At 35.8% G+C, this 22445-nt stretch carries 21 protein-coding genes and 1 tRNA gene; 17 read left to right on the top strand and 5 right to left on the bottom strand.

All coding sequences use genetic code 11. The annotated features are described in order from the left end of the window. Nucleotides 1-39: 39 nt before the first annotated feature. Entirely contained in the window at nt 40-1323 is a 1284-nt protein-coding gene (locus tag ACIFUW_RS11640) for a sensor histidine kinase (protein WP_002294601.1), read from the top strand. A gap of 14 nt (nt 1324-1337) precedes the next feature. Then, on the top strand, nt 1338-2090 hold the full coding sequence (locus tag ACIFUW_RS11635) for a response regulator transcription factor (protein ID WP_002294602.1): 753 nt from the start codon (nt 1338-1340) through the stop codon (nt 2088-2090). Nucleotides 2091-2792: 702 nt separating this feature from the next. Here the strand turns inward: ACIFUW_RS11635 and ACIFUW_RS11630 are convergent. Beyond that, entirely contained in the window at nt 2793-3008 is a 216-nt protein-coding gene (locus ACIFUW_RS11630) for a Blp family class II bacteriocin (protein ID WP_002294603.1), read from the bottom strand. An 18-nt stretch (nt 3009-3026) separates the two neighbouring features. Then, nucleotides 3027-3263 (bottom strand): hypothetical protein, encoded by a 237-nt coding sequence (locus tag ACIFUW_RS11625; protein ID WP_002303465.1) that lies wholly within the window; start codon nt 3261-3263, stop codon nt 3027-3029. A 257-nt stretch (nt 3264-3520) separates the two neighbouring features. Between ACIFUW_RS11625 and ACIFUW_RS11620 the strand changes: the two genes are divergently transcribed. The 5 genes from ACIFUW_RS11620 to ACIFUW_RS11600 are packed head-to-tail and all read left to right on the top strand — an operon-like array spanning nt 3521 to nt 9031. After that, nucleotides 3521-5674, top strand: a complete 2154-nt coding sequence (locus tag ACIFUW_RS11620) for a peptide cleavage/export ABC transporter (RefSeq protein WP_002303464.1) — start codon at nt 3521-3523, stop codon at nt 5672-5674. Then, entirely contained in the window at nt 5643-7058 is a 1416-nt protein-coding gene (locus tag ACIFUW_RS11615; protein WP_002348772.1) for an HlyD family secretion protein, read from the top strand. Before ACIFUW_RS11620 ends, ACIFUW_RS11615 begins: the two co-directional genes overlap by 32 nt. Before the next feature lie 32 nt (nt 7059-7090). Further along, complete coding sequence (gene sppA, locus ACIFUW_RS11610) at nt 7091-8125, top strand: signal peptide peptidase SppA (RefSeq protein ID WP_002294607.1); 1035 nt, start codon at nt 7091-7093, stop codon at nt 8123-8125. A gap of 1 nt (nt 8126) precedes the next feature. Beyond that, the gene (locus ACIFUW_RS11605) at nt 8127-8648 is read left to right on the top strand and encodes an RDD family protein (RefSeq protein WP_002294608.1); all 522 of its coding nucleotides are present in this window, start codon (nt 8127-8129) and stop codon (nt 8646-8648) included. After that, nucleotides 8645-9031, top strand: a complete 387-nt coding sequence (locus tag ACIFUW_RS11600) for a DUF4064 domain-containing protein (RefSeq protein ID WP_002294609.1) — start codon at nt 8645-8647, stop codon at nt 9029-9031. The genes ACIFUW_RS11605 and ACIFUW_RS11600 overlap by 4 nt, the downstream gene beginning before the upstream one ends. Before the next feature lie 495 nt (nt 9032-9526). On the opposite strand, the gene ACIFUW_RS11595 is transcribed toward ACIFUW_RS11600, so the two are convergent. Then, a tRNA-Lys gene (locus tag ACIFUW_RS11595) sits at nt 9527-9599 on the bottom strand. A 380-nt stretch (nt 9600-9979) separates the two neighbouring features. On the opposite strand from ACIFUW_RS11595, the gene ACIFUW_RS11590 reads away from it, so the two are divergent. From ACIFUW_RS11590 to ACIFUW_RS11560, 7 genes are all read left to right on the top strand, one after another. Beyond that, nucleotides 9980-10549: a DUF1836 domain-containing protein gene (locus ACIFUW_RS11590; protein WP_002322652.1), complete on the top strand. Its 570-nt coding sequence runs from the start codon at nt 9980-9982 to the stop codon at nt 10547-10549. After that, a complete protein-coding gene (locus ACIFUW_RS11585; RefSeq protein ID WP_002294132.1) occupies nt 10536-11396 on the top strand; it encodes a DegV family protein in 861 nt (286 codons plus the stop codon). Before ACIFUW_RS11590 ends, ACIFUW_RS11585 begins: the two co-directional genes overlap by 14 nt. Nucleotides 11397-11585: 189 nt before the next feature. Next, on the top strand, nt 11586-12290 hold the full coding sequence (yycF, locus tag ACIFUW_RS11580) for a response regulator YycF (RefSeq protein ID WP_002288850.1): 705 nt from the start codon (nt 11586-11588) through the stop codon (nt 12288-12290). 4 nt (nt 12291-12294) lie between these two features. Next, nucleotides 12295-14130, top strand: a complete 1836-nt coding sequence (gene walK, locus ACIFUW_RS11575) for a cell wall metabolism sensor histidine kinase WalK (RefSeq protein WP_002294131.1) — start codon at nt 12295-12297, stop codon at nt 14128-14130. Then, nucleotides 14127-15443: a YycH family regulatory protein gene (locus ACIFUW_RS11570; protein ID WP_002288852.1), complete on the top strand. Its 1317-nt coding sequence runs from the start codon at nt 14127-14129 to the stop codon at nt 15441-15443. The genes walK and ACIFUW_RS11570 overlap by 4 nt, the downstream gene beginning before the upstream one ends. Continuing rightward, nucleotides 15444-16313, top strand: a complete 870-nt coding sequence (locus ACIFUW_RS11565; RefSeq protein ID WP_002288853.1) for a two-component system regulatory protein YycI — start codon at nt 15444-15446, stop codon at nt 16311-16313. A 54-nt stretch (nt 16314-16367) separates the two neighbouring features. Then, nucleotides 16368-17177, top strand: coding sequence for an MBL fold metallo-hydrolase (locus ACIFUW_RS11560; protein ID WP_002288854.1), 810 nt, complete (start codon nt 16368-16370; stop codon nt 17175-17177). Nucleotides 17178-17279: 102 nt separating this feature from the next. On the opposite strand, the gene ACIFUW_RS11555 is transcribed toward ACIFUW_RS11560, so the two are convergent. Next, nucleotides 17280-17909, bottom strand: coding sequence for an NAD(P)-dependent oxidoreductase (locus ACIFUW_RS11555; protein WP_002303461.1), 630 nt, complete (start codon nt 17907-17909; stop codon nt 17280-17282). A 169-nt stretch (nt 17910-18078) separates the two neighbouring features. On the opposite strand from ACIFUW_RS11555, the gene ACIFUW_RS11550 reads away from it, so the two are divergent. Then, nucleotides 18079-19371, top strand: coding sequence for a PTS sugar transporter subunit IIC (locus tag ACIFUW_RS11550; protein ID WP_002303458.1), 1293 nt, complete (start codon nt 18079-18081; stop codon nt 19369-19371). Between the two features lie 75 nt (nt 19372-19446). Here the strand turns inward: ACIFUW_RS11550 and ACIFUW_RS11545 are convergent, their stop codons facing one another. After that, complete coding sequence (locus ACIFUW_RS11545; RefSeq protein WP_002288860.1) at nt 19447-20109, bottom strand: CPBP family intramembrane glutamic endopeptidase; 663 nt, start codon at nt 20107-20109, stop codon at nt 19447-19449. Between the two features lie 224 nt (nt 20110-20333). On the opposite strand from ACIFUW_RS11545, the gene groES reads away from it, so the two are divergent. Beyond that, on the top strand, nt 20334-20618 hold the full coding sequence (gene groES / locus ACIFUW_RS11540) for a co-chaperone GroES (protein WP_002288862.1): 285 nt from the start codon (nt 20334-20336) through the stop codon (nt 20616-20618). Nucleotides 20619-20668: 50 nt separating this feature from the next. After that, nucleotides 20669-22294: a chaperonin GroEL gene (groL, locus tag ACIFUW_RS11535; RefSeq protein ID WP_002290607.1), complete on the top strand. Its 1626-nt coding sequence runs from the start codon at nt 20669-20671 to the stop codon at nt 22292-22294. Nucleotides 22295-22445: the final 151 nt, after the last annotated feature.

Raw genomic sequence — 22445 nt, 5'->3', positions numbered from 1 at the left:
AATTTTTTTTATGATATCCTAAAATCAGGAGGGGATCTCTTGATTACTATCGATACAAAAGCTTATCTATTAAGAATGTTCGTGGGAAACTTTTTCTTTTTTCTCTTATTTTATATGACTAATACTGATCTTAACAAAAGAAAATATCTTTTTGTATGTTTATTGATACCACTCACTTTTTTTGTTGAATTATTTACTGATGTTTCCGCAGCTATACCTATAATCGGAAGTTATTTTATATTAAAGGAAAAGAAGAAAACTAATATAGTGCTTTTAAATAAATTACTATTATGTATGCTTATTGATGATTTCAGATCTATTATTACTTCCATGGTTATGACGTATATGTTTTCATTTGAAGGGATAAAAGGGTATGGTTATGTAGTATTCCAGATAATGCTTGATTCTTTGTTTTTGCTGATGTTTATTTGGTTATATAGAAAATTAGCTATAAATAGGATTGTTGAACAGTCCAGTTCTAAACTTACTGCTATATTCATGATTTATTTACTTACAATTGGTTTATTTGTTTCTTATGTTGCTCATCAATATCAAGTATTTGATCATTTTGTGTTTGGTGTCTTAATATTTTTAATCATTCAAATGTTTGTTGTTCTATTTTTATTTATTAGAATAACTATTAGGCAACGAGAACAATATGAACAGCAATTGAAAAGAAAAGAATTGGTTTATCTAAAAAAATATACTGATTCACTGGAAAAAGATCAAGAAAAATTTGCCAGATTTAGACATGACTATAAAAATTTATTGCTGAGTTTAAAAGAAATCGCTAATCAAAACCATGATTCGATATTGGAAAAAGAAATAAAAGAATTAGAGATCTATTCTAATTCTTATCTAACCAATAAGTTTGAATATCGTTATTTAAAAAATATAAAAAATGAATATTTGAAAAGTTTGTTGATAGCGAAGCTATACCAAGCAAATAACAATAAGATTTGTTGTAAATTCGAATGTCCAAGTACTATTATTGAAGTTCCTGTTCCAATATTTGACTGTATTAGGGTGCTTGGAATTATTCTCGATAATGCAATTGAAGCATCTATAGAGAGTCAAGATAGAGAACTGTCTCTAGCTATTTACCGAGATGATAAACAGATAGAAATTTCGATATCGAATAGTTGTAGAGAGATACTACTCTCTATAGATACTCTAATGAAAAAAGGAATAACAACAAAAAAGGGACATCAAGGGTTAGGTTTATCTAGTATAGAGGAAATCAATAAAAAGAATCCCAATATGTTTGTGAACTATCAAAACGATCCGTATCAATTTACTACTCAAGTTATTTTGTTGTTTTGAGGGAAGGAGGATTTATGAGTTATCCAATAATATTATGTGAAGATCAAATTATACAATTAAATCAGTTAGAACGAATTATTGATAATTTCATTCTTTTTCACGATAAAGTATTTAAGATAGTATTGAAAACACAAAGTCCGTTAGAAGTTAAAAAATACCTCAAACAATTCCGACCAAAGCAAGGAATATATTTCTTAGATATTGATTTAAATCATGAAGTTAACGGTATAGAATTAGCAGAAGTAATCAGAAAATATGATGTTCAAGCAAAAATCATTTTTACAACTACTCATGATGAGATGTTACCCGTAACAATAAAAAGAAGAGTTGAAACGTTAGGATTTGTAACAAAAGATCAAACACTAGATGAGTATCGAAACGAGATTGTTGAGTTATTGTTATTAGCGCAAGAAAGGATAGATGCAACAAAACAGGTTACGAATCAAGCATTTGTTTTTTCCATAGGTTCTCAAACATTTACTTTTGATATAAATGACATTTATTTTGTAGAAGCTTCAAAATTACCACATAGATTATCATTGTGTACTAAAGATGGGCAGTACGAATTTTATGGAAGAATTAGTGAGCTTGAAAAGAAATATCCTATGTTAACAAGAATTAGTCGAGCGTGTTTAGTAAATATCTTTAACGTTAAAGAAATAGATTTTAAAAAACGTTCACTATATTTTGATTCAGAGTTGGCCAGAAACTTTACTTTAGGGAAAGCACAAAAAATTAAGGAGAAGTTGAAAGAAAGCACTGTTTAGTGGTTTTTTCTTTAGGGAGATTGCATTTTTCTAATAAAATAGATTCCTTCACTAGTGCAAATTTTTCTGAATCCTATTAAAGTTGTACCAATTTTTATAGCTGTTATTAGTTACGTGCATAACAGCAATATTAGTTACTGGAGGAATATTTCTATGGTCTGGAACCAAAAAAGGGCCAAATGAATAGTTCTTTTCTTGTTTTTATTAAGTACCATAAAGGGGAATTAAAATTAAATGTATGGTGGAAGATGCGAAAGATTTGGCAAATTCTACTAATTTTTAGAAAGTGTTTTTCATTTTTTAGTTAAAAAATTTGTCCTGTCAAGTGCAATCCTATGATTGTACTTGATAGGATTTGAGATAATTACTTTCCTGTTTTTATAAATTTAACTTGCAGGAACAGGCTTTAATGCACATCCGACAAGTACATTACCAATACCTCCTGTAACGGCCGAAATAGGTCCTCCTGCAGCACCAACTACAGCGCTGCAAGTCCTTTTGTAAAAATATCTCTACCATTACATTTCCAAAGAATTTTTATCTGACTTTAATAAAAGATAAAAATTTAATATAATTATAAAAACTAGCACAAGAAGCTTTAGTAAAAAGTTCTGTCCATTCCAAACTTTTGAAAAGATAAAGAACATACCTATGTTCGTAATCGACACAAACCAATCTTGAGGTTTGATATTTTTTAATTGTTTACGCACCGGTCCACATGCTGAATCCAGCACCTAATAAAGCTCCACCTACACCACAAGCAGCTATTGCATAAGGTCCTCCGGCTGAACAAAGTTTTACTCCTGCTGTTGCCCCAGAAAAAGTAGTGCCTAAAACTCCCACGGCACTCCCACCTTGAATATTTTTCAACTCTTCTGAAGATAATATAAATGTTGTTTTTGTGTTTTTAATATGCATACTACTTATTCTCCTTTTTTATTTTTTTCGAGCATCCCAGCCAGCTGCAGCACCTCCAGCGACAGCTCCATATAACCCTCCAACAACACCGCAAGCTGGTCCGCAAATTGCTGTTCCTAAACCTGCACCACCTACTGCCCCTGTGGTAAGTCCACCTACAACTTGCCCCAATTTTCCCCAAGCATTATTGCCTCCACCAACAGTTTGTGCATTTCCACAATACTTAGTTCCTTTACATTTTGCATGTTTAAACACGCTTCTTTAAATAATATTTTTTACGGTGCTACTGTAACATACGTATTTGATTAACAGTAAAAATCTTCCTGAAACTTATCAAGTTTATTCTTGAATAGTAAAATTTCCAAAATAAATTTGATTCAGGAATGAAAAAGTTAGTGTTCAAGAACTGTTTTCAAAGTTTTTGTGGAATTATGAGACAATATTTTCACTGTATTAAAGCTATATTGAGAATTTTTCTATAAAAATTTTTTAGAAGGAGTTGTGTTAGATAAGTGATAAAATCATTTCCTTTTGTGCAGCAACAAGATGAAAAAGATTGTGGTGTTGCTTGCCTTTCGATGATTTTAAAATATTTTAAAACTGATATCCCGATTCATAAATTACGGGACCTATCTGGGACTGATTTAGAGGGTACTTCAGCATTTGGATTGAAAAAGACATTTGAAAAATTGTCTTTTGATTGTATGGCTATTCAAGCAGATAGTGAGATCTGGAAAGAAAGAGATCTTATCTTACCATTAATTGCACATATATTGGTTGATAACAGCTATATGCACTACGTTGTAATTTATAAAACGAAGGGAAACGTACTATGGATTGCAGATCCCGCTAATGGAAAAAATAGAAAAACGATTGAAGCGTTTCAAAAAGAATGGACAGGTATTCTTTTATTACCTATGCCTAGAGAAACTTATATTCCTATTAAAGAAAAAGTAGCTGGATTAAGTTCTTTTTTGCCTATAATTTGGAAACAAAAAGGATTAGTATTCCACATCGTTTTAGCATCGATTTTCATTACGTTTTTTGGCATAGGAAGCTCATATTATTTTCAAGGTATTCTTGATTTTTTCATCCCTAATCAAGCACGTTCAACTTTAAATATAATTTCCATTGGCTTGATCGCTGTCTATTTATTTCGGGTATTGTTTGAATATAGTCGTAGTTATCTTCTTATTATTTTAGGACAGCGAATGAGTATGGCAATTATGCTTCAGTATTTCAAACATGTGTTAACTTTACCAATGAATTTTTTTGCTACGAGAAAATCAGGGGAAATTATTTCTCGTTTTCTTGATGCCAGTAAGATTATTGATGCTTTAGCAAGTGCTACGTTATCAATATTTTTAGATATTGGTATGGTGTTGCTTGTTGGGGTTACGTTAGCTATTCAGAATAGTACGTTGTTTTTAATCACTCTATGCTCTTTGCCTTTTTATGTAGTTGCAATATTCGCTTTCGTGAAAAGCTATGAAAAATCGAACAGGGAAGAAATGGCAGCCGGTGCAGCTGTAAATTCTAGTATCATAGAAAGTCTTAAAGGAATAGAAACAATTAAAGCATATAGCGGTGAAGAGAAAGTATATAACCGTATAGACCATGAATTTGTTAAATTAATGAAAAAATCATTTCGTACGGTTACGCTTGATAATATTCAACAAGGAATTAAACATTTGATTCAATTAATTAGCAGTGCATTAATTTTATGGCTAGGTTCTTATTTTGTTATGGATAATAGAATTAGTCTAGGTCAACTTATCACATACAATGCTTTACTAGTATTTTTGACAGATCCTTTACAAAACATTATTAATTTACAAGTGAAAATGCAAACGGCTCAAGTTGCAAATAATCGTTTAAATGAAATTTTCGCGATTGATTCAGAAAAATCGAACCAGTCTTTTGAATATATGCTTTCTGAACAATTATTTCAACAAGATATCACTGTAAAAAACGTTTCATTCTCGTATAGCATGAAGGCCCCAACGTTGAACGAAATTTCATGTACAATTCCTTCGCACAGTAAAACGGCTATAGTTGGAGTTAGTGGTTCTGGAAAATCAACTCTTGCAAAGTTATTTGTTCGTTTTTATGAAGCATCAGAAGGATCGATCCATTATGGAAACATTAATCACTTAGACATTCCTTTTCAGATATTACGCGATCGAGTGACATATTTGCCTCAAGAGTCATTTTTCTTTAGTGGAACAATCATTGAGAATCTTATATTCGGTTTAGATAGCCCACCAAGTTTCGAACAAATAATAGAAGTTTGTGAGATAGTCCAACTAAATGAATTTATTAATCAACAGCCATTACGTTACGAGACATTGTTGGAAGAAGGTGGAAATAATCTTTCAGGAGGGCAACGACAACGATTAGCCTTAGCACGGGCTTTATTAAAAAATCCGGACATATTAATTTTAGATGAAGCAACTAGTGGATTAGATACCTTGTTAGAACATGCAATTATGAATTATCTCCTCAATTTAAAAGAAAAAACGATTATTTTTATTGCGCATCATTTACCAATAGCAAAAGCATGTGATCAAATTTTAGTTCTCCATGAAGGGCATTTGGTAGAAAAAGGAACGCACGATGAACTTCGTTTTGCCGATGGTATCTATCAAAAATTATGGGAAATCTAGGAGAGGGAAACAATTTATGCAGAATAATAATTGGTTCGAACATTCTAGTATCTATACTAAACAACATCATAGCTTCTACCGTTGGGTGTTATACCCTGTAATTCTTTTTTTATGTATTATTGGATTGTTTTTAACCTTTGCTAAAAAAGAGGTTGTTATTCGGACAACGGCTCAATTGAACCCCGAAAAAATAGAGAAGTTACAAGTGCCATTAGAAGCTAAAATAATGGAAAACTTCCTAAAAGAAAATCAATTTGTTCATAAGGACGATGTGTTGGTTAGATTGGATTGTTCTTTAATAGAGAATGAAAAGGCTCAGATAGAACAAGAAAACCAACGTATTACTCAACAAATAAAGATGGCTCAGCTATTTATTGAAAGTATAAGTAAAGGAAAAAATTTGTTTTCAACGGATGACAGTTTTGGCTACAGTAATCAATTAAAGAGCATGTTGTCAGAAAAAGAATCACTCCGCTACGCTTTGAAGCAAAGTGAATTAAATGATCAAAAGCAATTAGAAGTATACGAAAAGACAAAAAGACAACTAGAAAAACAAATTGAGAGTTCAGATAGTAAATTACAAGAATGGCAACAAGTACAGGTAGCTTGGAGTAATAATCAATCATTAAAAGATTTTTCAAAAGAAATGATGGCAAACTATGAGAATTGGCAAGAACAACTAAATAATGTTTCTGATGATCAAAAAAATCAAGTGAAACTGACAATTTCAGCAAGCATAAATGAACAAATTGAGCAACTAAAAAAAGAAGTAGAACAGTATCAGTCAGAAAAAGCTAAATTAGTTAAACCAACTACTTCTGAGAATGACAGAATTAGTCAAACGGAAAAAGGAAAGCAAGAGCTAGAACAAGCAATAACAACTGTAAAACAAACAGTTACAGAGCTAAATGAAAAACAAGAGAAGAACCAGTCAGTTATCAAAAGTTTGGACGATCAACTTTCAAAAGGAATACTAAAAGCTCCTGTATCTGGAACGGTTCATTTAAATGAAGAAACAAAGGGACAAGCAGAACTAGCCAAAGGAACAGTGCTTGCAGAAATTTATCCGATCCACGAAAAATCAAAAATGAAATTTACAGCACTTTTACCTGCGAATGAAAGTACCTATATTAAAGAAGGGATGAAGGTTCATTTTAAATTGGATCAAAAAGGTGGGGCTCCGATTACGATCGACGGAACTTTAGATGAAATTTCAGAAAATTCTACTGCCACTGAGAAAGGTGTTTTTTATGCAGTGAAAGGAACGTTAAAAACAACTCAATCGTTTCCGTTTCGTTATGGATTAACTGGAGAGTTGTCTTTAATTGTAGGAGAAAAAACATATTGGCAACAAATTGTCGATGTGTTTCTAAATAAAAAATAATTATTTTTACTAAGAATATAGGAGGAGTTTATATGAATAAAAGAAGATGGATTGCTGTGGGAGTAGCGTGCGGATTATTGTTACTATCCATTATCGTCGCGCTAATTCCAGGAAAAGATAAAGAGGAAGCATCAAATACAACCCTAACAGGAATAAATAAGATTTTTTACGGATCTAACGAAATCACAGAAGAAACGTTAGAAGAAGGCGCATCAAATAAAAAGATTGTCAAACTATCCGTCAATGGAGTTATTGCAGATACAGGTGAAAGCAATCTTTTTAGTAGGGAACAATATAACCATCAGAATTTTTTAACACAGCTAAAGAAAATTCAAGAAGACAAAGCGGTTAAGGGAGTGTTATTAGAAGTAAATTCACCTGGGGGAGGAATATATGAAAGTGCTGAGATTGCTAAAGAAATGGCAAAAATTAAAAAGCTAGATATTCCTATCTATACTGCATTTAAAAATACAGCGGCAAGTGGAGGGTACTACATTTCTGCTGGTTCAGATAAAATATTTGCTACGGAAGAAACAACAACTGGATCAATTGGTGTCATTATTTCTGGTTTAAATTATTCTGGCTTATTAGAAAAACTTGGCGTAACTGATGCGACGTATAAAAGTGGTGCATTAAAAGATATGATGTCACCTCAACACAAACCTTCAGAGGAAGAGAATAAAGTTATACAGGAATTTGTGATGAGTGCTTATGATCGTTTTGTCAATGTTGTAGCAAAAGGAAGAAATATGGATACTAATGCAGTGAAAGAACTTGCGGATGGAAGAATTTATGATGGTAACCAAGCAGTAGAAAATGGGTTGGTGGATCAAATTGGTTACTCTGAAGATGCATTAGATTCCCTAAAAAAAGAGAAGAAATTAACTGATGCGACGGTTATAGAATATAAAAATGACACAACTGGCTTTGCTTCTTCTTGGTTAGGTAATAAGATTGCTGAATGGCAAGGGCTAAAGGCAACTACATCAGATCGTGTAATTTCAGTTTTTGAAAAACTTGGATTTTCTGATACTCCAAAACCAATGTATTACTATGGAGGGCTATAAAATGAATAAGAAGAGTGGCATTGAAACTTTGCCTAATTATGTATTTGCGGGATTTTGGTTACGATTTTTTGCTTTTCTTATTGATTTAATTTGTATTAGCATCATCACCCATGCTACTATAGGTCTCTTTTACAAAATCATGGGACTGGAATCTGACAAATCCATTATTACTTTTTATGGTATAGCGTCATTAGCTATTTATTTAACCTATTTTGTACTTTTGACTAAGCTGAATTCAGGACAAACAATTGGGAAAATGATTTTTGGGATAAGAGTAGTGAGCTTTGAGGAAAAAGAGCTAAGTTGGCAAACTATCTTTATTCGTGAGTGTATATGTAGGTTTATATTAAAAAATTTTGTATTTCAAATTGGGTATTTGGTGGCTGCTTTCACGCCCAAGAAACAACATATTGGGGATTATTTTTCTAACACGTCAGTGGTTGTTATTCGTTCATTAGAAGCTATTAACTATGGTCAAAAAATTTCTAATTCTAAAACACTTAATCTGGAGAGAATTAAATGAATAAGAGAAAAACAGAGTTTATTTTGATTTTAATTAGTGGAATAACAGGGATTTTATGTAGTCTTTTAGCATTGATGGGTGGTATGTTTCTATCTTCTATTGATTCAACTACTTTAAATACTACAGAACTAACCAGTAAGGATATAGATATGTTAGTCAATCTAAGCGGGAATGTTGTTTTATTTGGAGGAATTACCCTAGTTTTTTCGATAATGATTTTCATAATAGGTTTTTTAGTAAGAAAAAATCAAAAAACAGTGGTCTATGGTATTAGTTTACTCATTTTATCTATTATTCCATTTTTTCTTTTAACATTATTGTGGGTAATTCCTGGAGTTTTAGGTATTATTGCGGGATTGATGCTTCTAATAAGAAAATCTTAATTAGGCAATGTGTAGACAACGTGAAACGATTAATCAATTAAAAGCTAAATACGTTTTGAGAAATGATAACTTGTAGTCGATGGAAGACATGTAGATAAAAAAACTACGTGTCTTTTATTTATTCTAATTTTTTCGAAAAAAAGACACTCTCTGATTGTTGTATTAATGGAAAAGGGGAAAGCAGCAAGTAAATTTAGTTTTTCTATTAAATATTCTTCACTTTTTAACCTTTTATAGTACTTAGATTTAATCCTATATGTTTAGAGAGTTCATTGGCAGCATGATTTTGCAAAGCTTCTCGAATTATTGTTATATTAGAAACTTTACTGTTCATAATTATGCTTCTTTTTTAACTCAAAGTCCAAAGGGCTACAGTGGACTTTGAGTTAAAAATAAAAAGCCCTAGTTATTTTGAAAAATAAAAAAAGAACAGCGTAAATGTTTTCGAAATGCTTTCGCACCAACATTTACCTGTTCCGTGGGTTTGGCACCCAATGGGCCGTGAGGGGCTCGAACCCGCGACCCGCTGATTAAGAGTCAGCTGCTCTACCAACTGAGCTAACGGCCCGTACAAAAAGTACTTAATAATAGTAGCACTAAGAATTTTAAAATGCAAGACTACATTTAAAGAAAATCAGAAAAATCTTTACTTCCTTATAGGAAATCATTCATAGATTATTCACATTTGCTCGCTATTATATAAGCATACCAACAAACAAAGTTCTTGCAAGAGAACAAACCCTAACACTTTTTTCATTTTTTACTCCTTTCCCGCCGTCTCCCCGGCGGGTCTCCTGTTCTTAACGATAAAAGACAAGAAGGCTTAGCCTTCTTGTTTTTTGTTTTCATAGAATCCCGCTAATCAAATCACCTAGTTAAAGCAACTAGATTGAATGTTTATCATAAGTCTGATATCATGTTTATGAAATGAAAAAAGGAGCGGTTATGATGGAAAAAATGCGTCAGCAATTAATGGAGTGGGGGAAGGAACTAGAAACATTCCGTCTGCCTCACTGGGAAGAACTCCCTGACTTAGAACTTTATATGGACCAAGTCAGAACGTTAGTTGATCGTTATCTTTCACCTGTGATACAAGGAGAAAAGCATCCATTGCTTACCTCTTCTATGGTAAACAATTACGTTAAACTAGGTTTGATACCAGCACCAGTTAAAAAAAGATATAACAAAGAACACGTAGCATTTTTACTTGCAATCACTACGTTGAAACAAGTATTGACTATTCCTGAAATCAAAGAAGGGATATTGTTCCAAGGAAAAACAGTAGGAATTCGTGAAGCCTATAATCTATTTTGCGATGAACAAGAAGCAGCTGTGTGGATGGTCAGCCAATTAGCACAAGGTAAATCTCATCCGCAAAAATTCGACCAGGCAACCCCTGTAGAATATATTGCTGTAAGAGCGGCAACTTTATCGTTTGCAATGAAACTTCTTGCGGAAAAAACGATTGTTCTAGAAACCGAATATTTAAAAGAGGAGAAAACAAATGAAAAACAATAAAATCGCAATTTTAGTAGATTCAGGTACGGATGTTCCAGAAGAATTGATAAAAAAATACGAGATGTATATGATCCCATTGAAAATTATTTATAAAGATCAGGTATATACAGATAAAATTGACATTACCCCTGAAGAGATCTATCAACGTTTGCCAGAGGAAATCCCTGGTACATCTTTGCCGGATGGTGAGTCGATCACAGAAATCTTTGAGCAAATCAAAAAAGACGGTTATGAAAAGGTACTTGCGGTAACAATTTCCAGTGGATTGAGCGGGACATATAATGTGGTTCGTTTAATTGCACAACAGCAAGAAGAATTGGAAGCATATGTACTAGATACGAAAAATATTGGTATTGGTGCAGGTTTTTCTGCGATCCAAGCAGCAAAATGGCTGGAAGAAGGAGTAGAATGGGATCAACTGATCAGTAATCTGAATGAGTTAGTCGAAAGAACAAAAGTTTTCTTTAATGTTGCGACATTGGAATATCTTCAAAAAGGTGGACGGATCGGTTTAGTTGCTTCTATTGTAGGAACCGCTTTAAAGCTTAACCCAATCATCTCATGTAATGAAGAAGGGATTTATTACACAGTAGGAAAAGCTAGGGGACGTAAAAAAAGTTTGGATAAAACGGTTGCTTACGTCAAAGAAAAAATCGGTAATGCAAAGGTCTTCAACTTAGCTGTTGCCCATGGGGATGCGAAAGAAGAAGCAATTGAAATGGAAGCGAGACTTAAAAGAGAGTTCCCACAAGCAAACCAAATCTACTTTGGCCAGATTTCTCCGGCATTAGTAGTCCACACTGGTCCGGGATTATTGGGTGTCGGTGTACAAGTTTTAGAAGGATAAATCAAAAAAAGGAAACACTGAGGTGAAAATCAGTGTTTTCCTTTTTTATTGAAGTTAGAACAAAAAATAATAAAGTATTTTGCACTTTCATTTTAATTTTCTCTTTTGTTTTATAGGCAAAGATGAAACAAAAGCAGAAATACGGTATAATGAGAAGGTATGACAATAATATATAAGAGGTGGCTCTTTATGAAAAAAGTTTTAGTTGTCGATGATGAGAAGCCGATTTCGGATATCGTCAAATTCAATTTAGCCAAAGAAGGCTATGACGTTTATACTGCATATGATGGGGAAGAAGCCTTGGAAAAAGTTGCTGAGGTAGAACCTGATTTGATTTTACTTGATTTGATGCTACCTAAAATGGACGGCTTAGAAGTTGCTCGTGAGGTACGCAAAACTTATGATATGCCGATCATTATGGTAACAGCCAAAGATTCTGAAATTGATAAAGTCCTAGGCTTAGAGTTAGGCGCCGATGATTACGTGACCAAGCCATTTTCCAACCGAGAATTAGTTGCACGTGTCAAAGCAAATCTTCGTCGCGGTGCCACGGCTGCGAAGGAACCAGAAGAGGCAGCACCTGCGGAATTGACGATTGGTGATTTGACGATCCATCCAGAAGCTTACATGGTGACGAAACGAGGAGAAACAATCGAGTTAACACATCGTGAATTCGAACTACTCTTTTACTTGGCGAAGCACCTTGGACAAGTGATGACAAGAGAACATTTATTACAAACGGTTTGGGGTTATGATTATTTTGGAGATGTACGAACAGTGGATGTAACTGTACGTCGTTTGCGTGAAAAGATCGAAGATAATCCAAGCCATCCAAATTATTTAGTGACACGTCGTGGTGTCGGTTACTATTTGCGTAACCCAGAACAGGAGTAATTGGATGAAAAGAAAAGTCCGCTTTTTTCGATCAGTCAATTTTAAGATCGCTATTACCTTTATTCTGATTTTATTGATCTCGATCGAAATTATTGGTGCCTACTTTATACGTGGTTTAGAACGTTCCACGATCAATACATTTATTAAAGATATGAATCAAACGGTGGAATCATTAGCAACAACAATCAGCCCGGAATTGAATCGAAAAGATAATGCAGATGATGAAGAGGTAAATGCGAATATCAAAAGATTTATTGAAAACAGTGCGACTAGCGATATCATCGAAATACGGGTCGTTGACGAAAAAGGGATCATCCGAGGAACAACCGATGTCAATGAACAAAGCGCTGTGGGAAAGAAAAATGATTATGTTGATATCAATGATTTCACGACTAAACGTTATGTTGCTTTAGATAACGACGATAAACGGGTGAATATCAATGTTCAACCGATCCTGTCCCCGACCGGCGATGCCGTTATCGGGGCTCTTTACGTCAAAAGTAATATCGAACAAAAATATTCGGAAATCAATAACACAGCAGTCATTTTCTTTACTGCCTCACTAATTGCGGCATTTATTTCAATGATCGTATCTGTTTTAGTTGCTCGTTCGATTACACAGCCGATCGGTGAAATGAGAGAACAAGCCATTCGAATCGCTAGAGGAGACTACAGTCGGAAAGTCAAAGTGCATGGACAAGATGAACTTGGACAGCTGGCTGATACCTTCAATCAGTTAGCTGAACGTATTGAAGAAGCTCAAGATACAATGGAAGCTGAACGCAATCGTTTGGATAGCGTGCTATCCCATATGACAGACGGCGTCATTGCGACAGATCGCAGGGGTAAAGTCATTACGATCAATGATATGGCTGTTTCCTTGCTAGATATCAAAAACGAGGAAGCAATCGGACAATCGATTTTGACACTTTTAGATATCGAAGAAGAATATACGTTGCGGAAATTATTAGAAGATCCAAACGAAATGGTACTTGACCGTTCAACCAGTACATTGGAAAGTGATCAGATGATCTTGCGAGTAGACTTTTCTATGATCCGTCGCGAATCAGGTTTTATCAGCGGATTAGTAGCTGTCTTGCATGATGTGACAGAACAAGAAAAAACAGAACGGGAACGTCGTGAATTCGTCTCTAATGTTTCCCATGAACTTCGTACACCGTTGACAAGTATGCGTAGTTATATCGAAGCATTGAGCGAAGGTGCGTGGAAAGACGAGGAAGTAGCACCAAATTTTTTGAAGGTAACGCTAGATGAAACAGACCGAATGATTCGAATGATCAATGACCTCTTAAATCTATCTCGCATGGATACAGGTAATACCCAGCTTCAATTAGAATATGTCAATTTCAACGAGTTAGTGAATTTTGTTCTTGACCGGTTTGATATGATGGTGGGAAATCAGGAAAAAAATTATAAGATCCGTCGTGAATTTACGCAAAGAGATCTTTGGGTCGAAGTAGATACAGATAAAATCATCCAAGTAGTCGATAATATCATGAATAACGCGATCAAGTATTCACCAGATGGGGGAACGATTACTTGTCGCTTATTAGAAACGCATAATAACGTGATTTTAAGTATCACCGATCAAGGATTGGGGATTCCTAAAAAAGATCTGAACCGAGTGTTCGAGCGGTTCTATCGAGTAGATAAAGCACGTGCAAGAGCACAAGGTGGGACAGGACTTGGATTAGCTATTTCTAGAGAAGTGATTAAGGCGCATCGAGGCGCTATTTGGGCAGAGAGCAAGGAAGGAAAAGGGTCGACTTTTTATATCTCGCTGCCATATGAACCTTATGAGGAGGAATGGTGGGAATGAGAATCTCTGAAAAAGTCGTTCGTATAGGACTCATTTTGATGGTTGCGTTAAGCATATACTTCTCTTATGCAATCTGGCTGAGCCCAGCAGGAAAAAGTTCAATCAACGTAGATGAGACAAACACTCAAATGATCGAGTCTCAAAGCAATCGAAAAACTTCCGAAGTCTTTCTTCCGCTTCATGTTACATGGCACCATTCGGGAATGATCCAAGAAACCAACAGTGAAAATCTCGTGTACCGATTGCAATTGATCATCGATAAAGCAAGATTTGGAAAGCTTTCTGAAGTAGTTTCAGGAGACAAATCACAGTTTGAACAGGTGAAAAATCTGAACTCTGGTTTTGAGTTGGCCTATAATGCGCCTTTTTTGCTAAGAGAATACAAGGAAGCATTTGATTTAGATTTAGATGTGTCGAACTTGGCAAAAGAAAGCGAAAATATGTATTTTACTAGAATACAATTCGATCAAGGAAATAAAAAAATCCGATTTTTGAATTATTCGAACCATCTCGTATATGAAGCAAATATTTCGTTGAATTGGACAGATATCAATAAAGAATTAACAGCAAAAGACACAAAATGGACAGAAATGACAACAGAACCATCGACGATCGACACGCAATATGCTACGAAACATTCGATCAAACTGAAGAAGTATAGTTATATCCTGTCACAGCAACCCTATACACTTTTTAGAAATGCTTTTTTCCAGAAACCAGATAGCGTGAAAAATAATGATGAAAGCAATGAATTGATTTTTTACGGTGGGAATGAAACAATGTCTATCCATTCGGAAACGCAAGTAGTTGATTTTCGTGGAGAGCTGCCAGAGAAAAAAGAAAATGCTAGTGTATTTTCTGAAAGTTTCCCCTATATTAGCAAATTAGGCAGTTCTTTAGGGAACCTCAGATATTTTGACCGCAGTGACAATACGATCGATTATCGGATATTCGTGGAAGGCTTCCCGGTTTTTGGGACAGACAGCAGAGGACAGATTGGTGTGGAAGTTGGCGGTGAAACGAATGGTTCTGTGCAAGTGAATATCCAAACCAGTTTGAATACGATTCAAGTGCCGATACCTTCAGACGAAGAAGTAGAACTTGCAAGTACGAATGAAATCATCCAGCAGTTAAAAGCTAAGGGAGCAGATAGCAACAAGATTGGTTCAGTGATCGTTGGCTATACATGGCAAAATGTCAAAGAAACGAATCGTGTCGTTGATCTCTTACCTGAATGGTATGTGAAATATAAAGATAACTGGTATTCAGCTAACGACCTTCTGGAAAAATTACCTGGATTGGAGGCGAATTAATTGGATTTCAAAAAAATCGAATGGATATTTTTCGTCGCTTTTTTAGGGTTGAATGTGTTTTTATTCAGCAGTTATCATGACGCGGTATACCAAGAAAACAATGTCATTCGCTCTAATCAGACTGAATCAATCCAACAACGTCTGGCTAGCGACGATATCACTTACACGGGGAAGATTTCGTCTGAGAACAAGCAAGGCTATTATCTTAGCGCGGAGCAGACCAATCTTAGCACTTCATTAGCGAATTATCGCAAGGCTGGTAAAAGCGGCTTGCTGGCAAGTGGTGTGTTTTTAGACGGTGATGTTTTGACGAAATCTTTATCCAGTTCAGATGCTGAAAAGAACGTGATCGATCCAGATAAAATTAGTAGTTCCTTGGAAGATTTTTTATCTAACAAAGACAATATTTTATTCGGTAATGATTATGTGTACACGAAAAACTTTTCTCATTTAGAAGAAGAACCACTAGAAATCCAAGCAAGCCAAGAGTATGAAGGCATCCCATTCAATGATGATACAGCAAAAATCGTTCTTTCTTTAGAAAAAAACGATAATGATTATAGCATCACGAAATACATGCAGACGCATTTATCTGATATCGAGCAGCTGCGCGAAAAGACGGAACTGTATACGGAAGAGGAAGCAATCAATACATTGTACATCAATAACAAAATACCAAGAGGATCAAAAATTTTATGGCGTCAGCTAGCTTATTCCTGTATTCTGAAAGTCCGGGAAAAAAATGTGTATGTTCCTGTTTGGCATGTAGCGATCGAAACAAGCGATAAAGTGGTCCAAATTGAGAGCGTCAACGCTTTCAGCAATACGATCGTGACAAACAATACTGTACCAAAAGTGGAAGATCAATAAAAAAGCGAGTATAATGAAAAAAGTTTACAAAGTAAGAAGGGAAGTAGGAGTCAAATGGCTGAAGAAAAACCAGCTTTTAAAATCAGTATCCTAGCAAGTGGAAGTTCGGGTAATTCACTTTATATCGAAAGTGAAAAAAAACGGCTTTTGGTCGATGCAGGACTTAGCGGTAAAAAAATCACTTCCTTGATGGCTCAAATTGATCGGACACCGGACCAATTAGATGGAATACTTGTGACGCATGAACATCGAGATCATATACATGGCGTGGGTGTCTTGGCTCGTAAGTATCATTTGGATGTTTTTGCCAATCAGCAGACTTGGGAAGCGATGGAACCACTGATTGGAAATGTACCAGTGGAACAAAAACATCTATTTGAGATGGGGAAAGTCAGAACATTCGGCGATATCGATATTGAGAGTTTCGGCGTCTCCCATGACGCAGCGGCTCCGCAATTTTATCGTTTCCATAAAGAAAATCGGTCATTCGTCATGTTGACGGACACCGGATATTGCAGTGATTATATGCGAGGTGTCATTGAAAATGCCGATGGTTATTTGATGGAAAGTAATCATGATCTTGAGATGTTACGCATGGGACCTTATCCGTGGAATTTAAAACAGCGTATTTTAGGAGATAGAGGACATCTTTCCAACGAAGACGGTGCACTTGTCATGACTGATGTGATCGGTAATCGGACCAAACGAATCTATCTTGGCCATCTTAGCAAGGAAAACAATATGAAAGAACTTGCTCATTTAACAATGGAAAATGTTTTGAAAGAAAAAGATTTTGGCGTTGGACATGATTTTGAAATCTATGATACAGATCCAGATGAAGCAACTGAGCTATTTTCGATTTAAACAGTTCAATCAATAAAAATATAAAAAGCAGAAGATAAAATCAATCAGGGTTGGTTTTATCTTCTATTTTTATTTTTTTAGCATATTAAAAAAATAACCGTATTATCGACTGACTACACTGATGTGCTGCTTTTCATGTTTCTCATCCAGTATCTCATCTACTAATGCAATCGCGTAATCTGCCATGCTGATCGTACTGTCGCTAGCAGCGTTTCTTTGTAAATAATCATCACTTAACAAATAAGTACCTGTACGTTTGCCATGTGGATCAAATAAAGAAGCTGGACTGATATAAGTCCAATGTAGATTTTTAGATTGTTTCAATTTTAACAATCCTTCGTACATATTGAAAGCTGTTGGATAGAAGGGTGCATTTTTAGGTACTTGGTCAATCATACGAGTCGTCTTTTCTGTATCTAAGAATAACGAAGAGGCACCCCCAACGACAATTAAGCGTGTATCGGTTCCTTCAAGCATCTCAATCAAATGGGACAAAGAAGTTTGATGCATTTCTTCTTTTCCTTTGGGAGCGTTGAAAGCATCAACGACAACATCAAAAGATGCAAGATCAGTAGTTGTCAACTCAAATAAATCCTTTTGTATAAACGGAACATCTGATGGCAATTTTTCTGGATGACGCACGATTGCCGTCACGTCTAAATCTCTGGACAATGCTTCGTCTAAAATAAATGAACCTGCATGGCCAGTAGCTCCAATGAGTGCAATTTTCATAAAAAACCTCCTTTTTTATTCCTGTCCATTGTAAGCAGTTGCTGAATATTCGTCAAAGAATCCGATTTTTGAAAAGCTCAGTGCGCATTCCTTTCATGGTTCGTGATCATTGGGTATAGTTAAATTAAGAAAACTGATTGATAAAAATAGAAGTTGAAGGAGATAAGAAATGAAAGAGTGGTTAGATCGTGCCTTTTTACCAATGATAACATCTGTTGTGAATCTTAGACCCTTAACTGCTTTGCGTAATGGAATGACTTACACGATCCCAATAATTATTGTTGGCTCGCTGTTTTTCTTATTTGCTCATTTTCCTGTGGATTACATCGCTCAGTGGATAGACAAAACAGGATTTTCTATGTATTTTACACAAGTATACCAGGCTACATTTGATGTGATAGCCTTTTGGATCGTTTTTGCCATTGCATACGCTTATGCAAAAGAAGAAGACATCGATCGCTTACCAGTCGGCATAACAGCCTTGTCTGCTTATCTACTGCTTATTCAGCCACTAAATACTCAGATAGATACTGTCTGGACAGGTGCTGAAGGGATACTAGGAGCAGTTACAACTGGGCTCATCATCGGATGGGGCTATGCACGTTTAGTAAGACTTGCGAAAGGGTGGAAGCAAAGAGAGAAGATACCTGAAAATGTTTGGCAGTCTTTTACTTCATTGATTCCAATCATTGTTATAGTCACTTTTACGCTTATCGGTTCAGCGGTTTTTCAACATTTGTTCAGAATGACTGTTGTTCAAGGAGTATGGACATATGTCCAGCTTCCCATTCAATCGTTCATAGACACGTTGTTTGGTGTGCTTTTATTAGGTTTTTTTGTTCCGTTTTTATGGTTATTTGGTCTTCATGGATCTGCGATGGTCAATGGGTTGGTTAGTCCCGTCTTGCAAGCGAATTCATTAGCAAATGCAGAAATCTTAGCCTCAGGACAAGAGTTGACGGTGGCAAATGGCGGACATATCGTTACTCAGCAATTTCTCGATCAGTTCATGACGGTTACGGGTGCTGGATTGACGTTAGGGGCTGTATTTTTTATGACGGTTTTTGCGAAATCGAAGAAATACAGAGAATTAGGAAATCTTGCTCTTTTACCAGCCTTTTTCAACATCAATGAATCAATTATTTTTTCCACACCGATCGTGATGAACCCGATGATGGCTGTTCCTTTTATTTTCGCACCGGTCGTTTCAGGATTGATTACCTATTCCGCTTTATATTTTGGATTCGTTCCTTTATTTACAGCAGTCCAAGTCCCTTGGACAACACCGCCGATCCTCTCGGGTTTCTTAGTAGGCGGAGTGCCTGCAGCGATTTTACAAGGTATCGTGTTGTCAATTAGTTTTTTCATTTATTTCCCATTTTTGAAAAAAATAGATTCTGCAAACTGCAAAAAGGAAAGACAGACAAAAAATGATGGAGCAGCAGAAAAGATGAACGACTAAAAAACAAAAATACTCCTGTCGCTTTAGATTGGGAAAATCACCAATCTAGGATGACAGGAGTATTTATAGTCATGTTTATACTAGCCCTTTTTGGACAGCTAATTGAACAAGAACAACTAATGTGTTCATTCCTACGTGTGTGATCATCGATGTCCAGATCCGACCAGTTGCTTTGTACTCTAGGCTGAAGAAGAAACCTAGGAAAAAGTAGATTAGCAGATGACCATCATTATGAGCAAACGCAAACAGCAAAGAGCTGATCACTGCTCCGACCCAAAAATTTGAATATCGACTGATGATCCCCAGTATACTGCGGCGGAATACGAACTCTTCCATGATGGGTCCAGCAACAGTTGTCGCCAAAATAAAAGCGGGTGCTTCCATGATCATCTGGATGATATTTTGTGTATTCTCGGAAGGGGTTGCTTTGCCAAACAATACAGATTCTAACATGACAGCGATGCTTTGCAGAATCAATGCGACAAAGATTCCAACCAATCCATAAATAACAATCTTTGGAGCAGAAGCTTTTTTTACCGCTGATTCGATCGCTAAGGGTTCACGTTGCTTAAAATAAAAAATAGCTAGGACAACGGCGCCTAGTATATACATGACTGCAGTTGCTGTGATCAATTCAGACGTAGATTTTACAAGTCCTATCGAAGCTAGGATCAAGGGTGAGATAAAAATTAGACCATAGCAAAAAATGCTGAGGAAGCTATATTTTTTTAAAGACATGTAATTCCTCCTTTTAAGGGATAACAAGCATGCAAGGCAAGCTTATATCGATTGATTTCAATTATATCATAATTTCAATAAGCAGCTGTCAGAATAAAATTTCTTTTCTTTGATTTAAAAGCTTGCAAAAAAGAGGGAGAATGAGTATTATTAAAAATGTAGGTTAGCACTCGAAGGTTAAGAGTGCTAACAGATTAAAAAAAGAGTTATCGGAGGGATTTATCGTGTTAAAACCATTAGGTGATCGCGTCATTATCGAAGTCGCAAAAGAAGAAGAAAAAACTGTCGGAGGAATCGTTTTAGCTTCTGCTGCTAAAGAGAAACCCCAAACTGGGACAGTTGTTGCAGTCGGTGAAGGCCGTTTGTTAGAAAACGGTGAAAAAGTTCCTGCCGCTGTAAAAGCAGGCGACCAAGTTATGTTCGAAAAATACGCCGGTACAGAAGTAAAATACGAAGGAAAAGAATATCTGATCGTCGCAGGAAAAGATATCATGGCGATTGTTGAGTAAATTTGGAAGATAAAAAAATAATCAAAAATAATCAATGAGGTGAATCAATCATGGCAAAAGAATTGAAATTTGCAGAAGACGCACGCGCAGCTATGTTACGCGGGGTAGATAAATTAGCAGATACAGTGAAAGTAACATTAGGACCTAAAGGCCGAAATGTCGTACTAGAAAAATCTTACGGCTCTCCATTGATCACAAATGATGGTGTGACGATCGCAAAAGAAATCGAATTAGAAGATCATTTTGAAAACATGGGTGCAAAACTTGTATCAGAAGTAGCATCAAAAACAAATGATATTGCAGGAGACGGTACAACGACAGCAACTGTTCTGACACAAGCAATCGTTCGCGAAGGTTTAAAAAACGTAACTGCAGGTGCTAATCCTCTAGGCATTCGTCGCGGGATCGAATTGGCAACAAAAGCAGCAGTCGAAGAATTGCATAATATCTCAACTGTTGTTGATTCAAAAGAAGCCATTGCACAAGTAGCAGCTGTTTCTTCGGGTTCTGATAAAGTTGGACATTTGATTGCTGATGCAATGGAAAAAGTTGGAAACGACGGTGTCATCACAATCGAAGAATCAAAAGGGATCGAAACAGAACTAGATGTTGTAGAAGGTATGCAGTTTGATCGTGGTTACTTATCACAATATATGGTAACAGATAACGACAAAATGGAAGCTGTTCTAGAAAACCCATATATCTTGATCACAGACAAAAAAATCTCTAACATCCAAGATATTCTGCCATTGTTAGAACAAATCTTGCAACAATCACGTCCATTGTTGATTATTGCTGACGATGTAGATGGTGAAGCATTGCCAACTCTTGTATTGAACAAAATCCGTGGAACATTCAACGTAGTAGCTGTAAAAGCTCCTGGTTTCGGCGATCGTCGTAAAGCAATGCTTGAAGATATCGCTATTTTGACAGGTGGTACAGTAATTACTGACGATCTAGGTTTAGAATTGAAAGATGCAACAATCGAAAACTTAGGAAATGCTTCTAAAGTTGTTGTAGATAAAGACAATACAACGATCGTAGAAGGTTCTGGAGAAAAAGAAGCAATCGAAGCTCGTGTGCAATTGATCAAAAACCAAATTGCTGAAACAACTTCTGATTTTGACCGCGAAAAATTACAAGAACGCTTAGCTAAATTAGCAGGTGGTGTAGCTGTTGTTAAAGTTGGTGCAGCTACTGAAACAGAATTGAAAGAATTAAAATTACGCATTGAAGATGCATTGAATGCTACACGTGCCGCAGTAGAAGAAGGAATGGTCTCAGGTGGTGGTACAGCTCTAGTGAACGTTATCAGCAAAGTTTCTGCTGTAGAAGCAGAAGGAGACGTGGCAACAGGTATCAAGATCGTTGTTCGTGCTTTAGAAGAACCAATTCGTCAAATCGCTGAAAACGCTGGTTATGAAGGATCAGTGATTGTTGATAAATTGAAGAACGTGGAACTAGGCACTGGTTTCAATGCTGCTACTGGAGAATGGGTAAACATGGTTGAAGCAGGTATCGTAGACCCAACTAAAGTAACACGTTCTGCCTTGCAAAATGCCGCTTCCGTTTCTGCCTTGTTATTAACGACAGAAGCAGTCGTTGCAGATAAACCAGAACCAGCAGCGCCAGCAGCTCCTGCAATGGATCCATCAATGATGGGCGGTATGATGTAAGAAAAAGCAACTTGCTTATCTACAACTGATCATTAGTGAAAGACAGATAAAAAGAGGCTGGAACAGAAGCGTTTAACTCCAAGAAATAAGAAGAAATTCACGGAAATTGCTTTTCAAATTTTTGTGAATTTCAGCTTATTTCCGAAGGAGT

It is taken from the genome of Enterococcus sp. PLH-Efm8 (genome assembly GCF_053011625.1).
Note: the sequence above shows the minus strand (reverse complement) of the source record. Positions and strands in the feature narration are given on the sequence as shown.

Excerpts from the sequence above, each read along its gene's own strand:
- walK (WP_002294131.1), top strand. The coding sequence starts at position 12,295 with ATGAAAAGAAAAGTCCGCTTTTTTCGATCAGTCAATTTTAAGATCGCT.
- ACIFUW_RS11585 (WP_002294132.1), top strand. The coding sequence starts at position 10,536 with ATGAAAAACAATAAAATCGCAATTTTAGTAGATTCAGGTACGGATGTT.
- ACIFUW_RS11630 (WP_002294603.1), bottom strand. The coding sequence starts at position 3,008 with ATGCATATTAAAAACACAAAAACAACATTTATATTATCTTCAGAAGAG.
- ACIFUW_RS11615 (WP_002348772.1), top strand. The coding sequence starts at position 5,643 with ATGGTATCTATCAAAAATTATGGGAAATCTAGGAGAGGGAAACAATTT.
- yycF (WP_002288850.1), top strand. The coding sequence starts at position 11,586 with ATGAAAAAAGTTTTAGTTGTCGATGATGAGAAGCCGATTTCGGATATC.
- ACIFUW_RS11600 (WP_002294609.1), top strand. The coding sequence starts at position 8,645 with ATGAATAAGAGAAAAACAGAGTTTATTTTGATTTTAATTAGTGGAATA.
- ACIFUW_RS11550 (WP_002303458.1), top strand. The coding sequence starts at position 18,079 with ATGAAAGAGTGGTTAGATCGTGCCTTTTTACCAATGATAACATCTGTT.
- ACIFUW_RS11635 (WP_002294602.1), top strand. The coding sequence starts at position 1,338 with ATGAGTTATCCAATAATATTATGTGAAGATCAAATTATACAATTAAAT.
- ACIFUW_RS11545 (WP_002288860.1), bottom strand. The coding sequence starts at position 20,109 with ATGTCTTTAAAAAAATATAGCTTCCTCAGCATTTTTTGCTATGGTCTA.
- ACIFUW_RS11605 (WP_002294608.1), top strand. The coding sequence starts at position 8,127 with ATGAATAAGAAGAGTGGCATTGAAACTTTGCCTAATTATGTATTTGCG.
- ACIFUW_RS11560 (WP_002288854.1), top strand. The coding sequence starts at position 16,368 with ATGGCTGAAGAAAAACCAGCTTTTAAAATCAGTATCCTAGCAAGTGGA.
- ACIFUW_RS11570 (WP_002288852.1), top strand. The coding sequence starts at position 14,127 with ATGAGAATCTCTGAAAAAGTCGTTCGTATAGGACTCATTTTGATGGTT.
- ACIFUW_RS11590 (WP_002322652.1), top strand. The coding sequence starts at position 9,980 with ATGGAAAAAATGCGTCAGCAATTAATGGAGTGGGGGAAGGAACTAGAA.
- sppA (WP_002294607.1), top strand. The coding sequence starts at position 7,091 with ATGAATAAAAGAAGATGGATTGCTGTGGGAGTAGCGTGCGGATTATTG.
- groL (WP_002290607.1), top strand. The coding sequence starts at position 20,669 with ATGGCAAAAGAATTGAAATTTGCAGAAGACGCACGCGCAGCTATGTTA.
- ACIFUW_RS11555 (WP_002303461.1), bottom strand. The coding sequence starts at position 17,909 with ATGAAAATTGCACTCATTGGAGCTACTGGCCATGCAGGTTCATTTATT.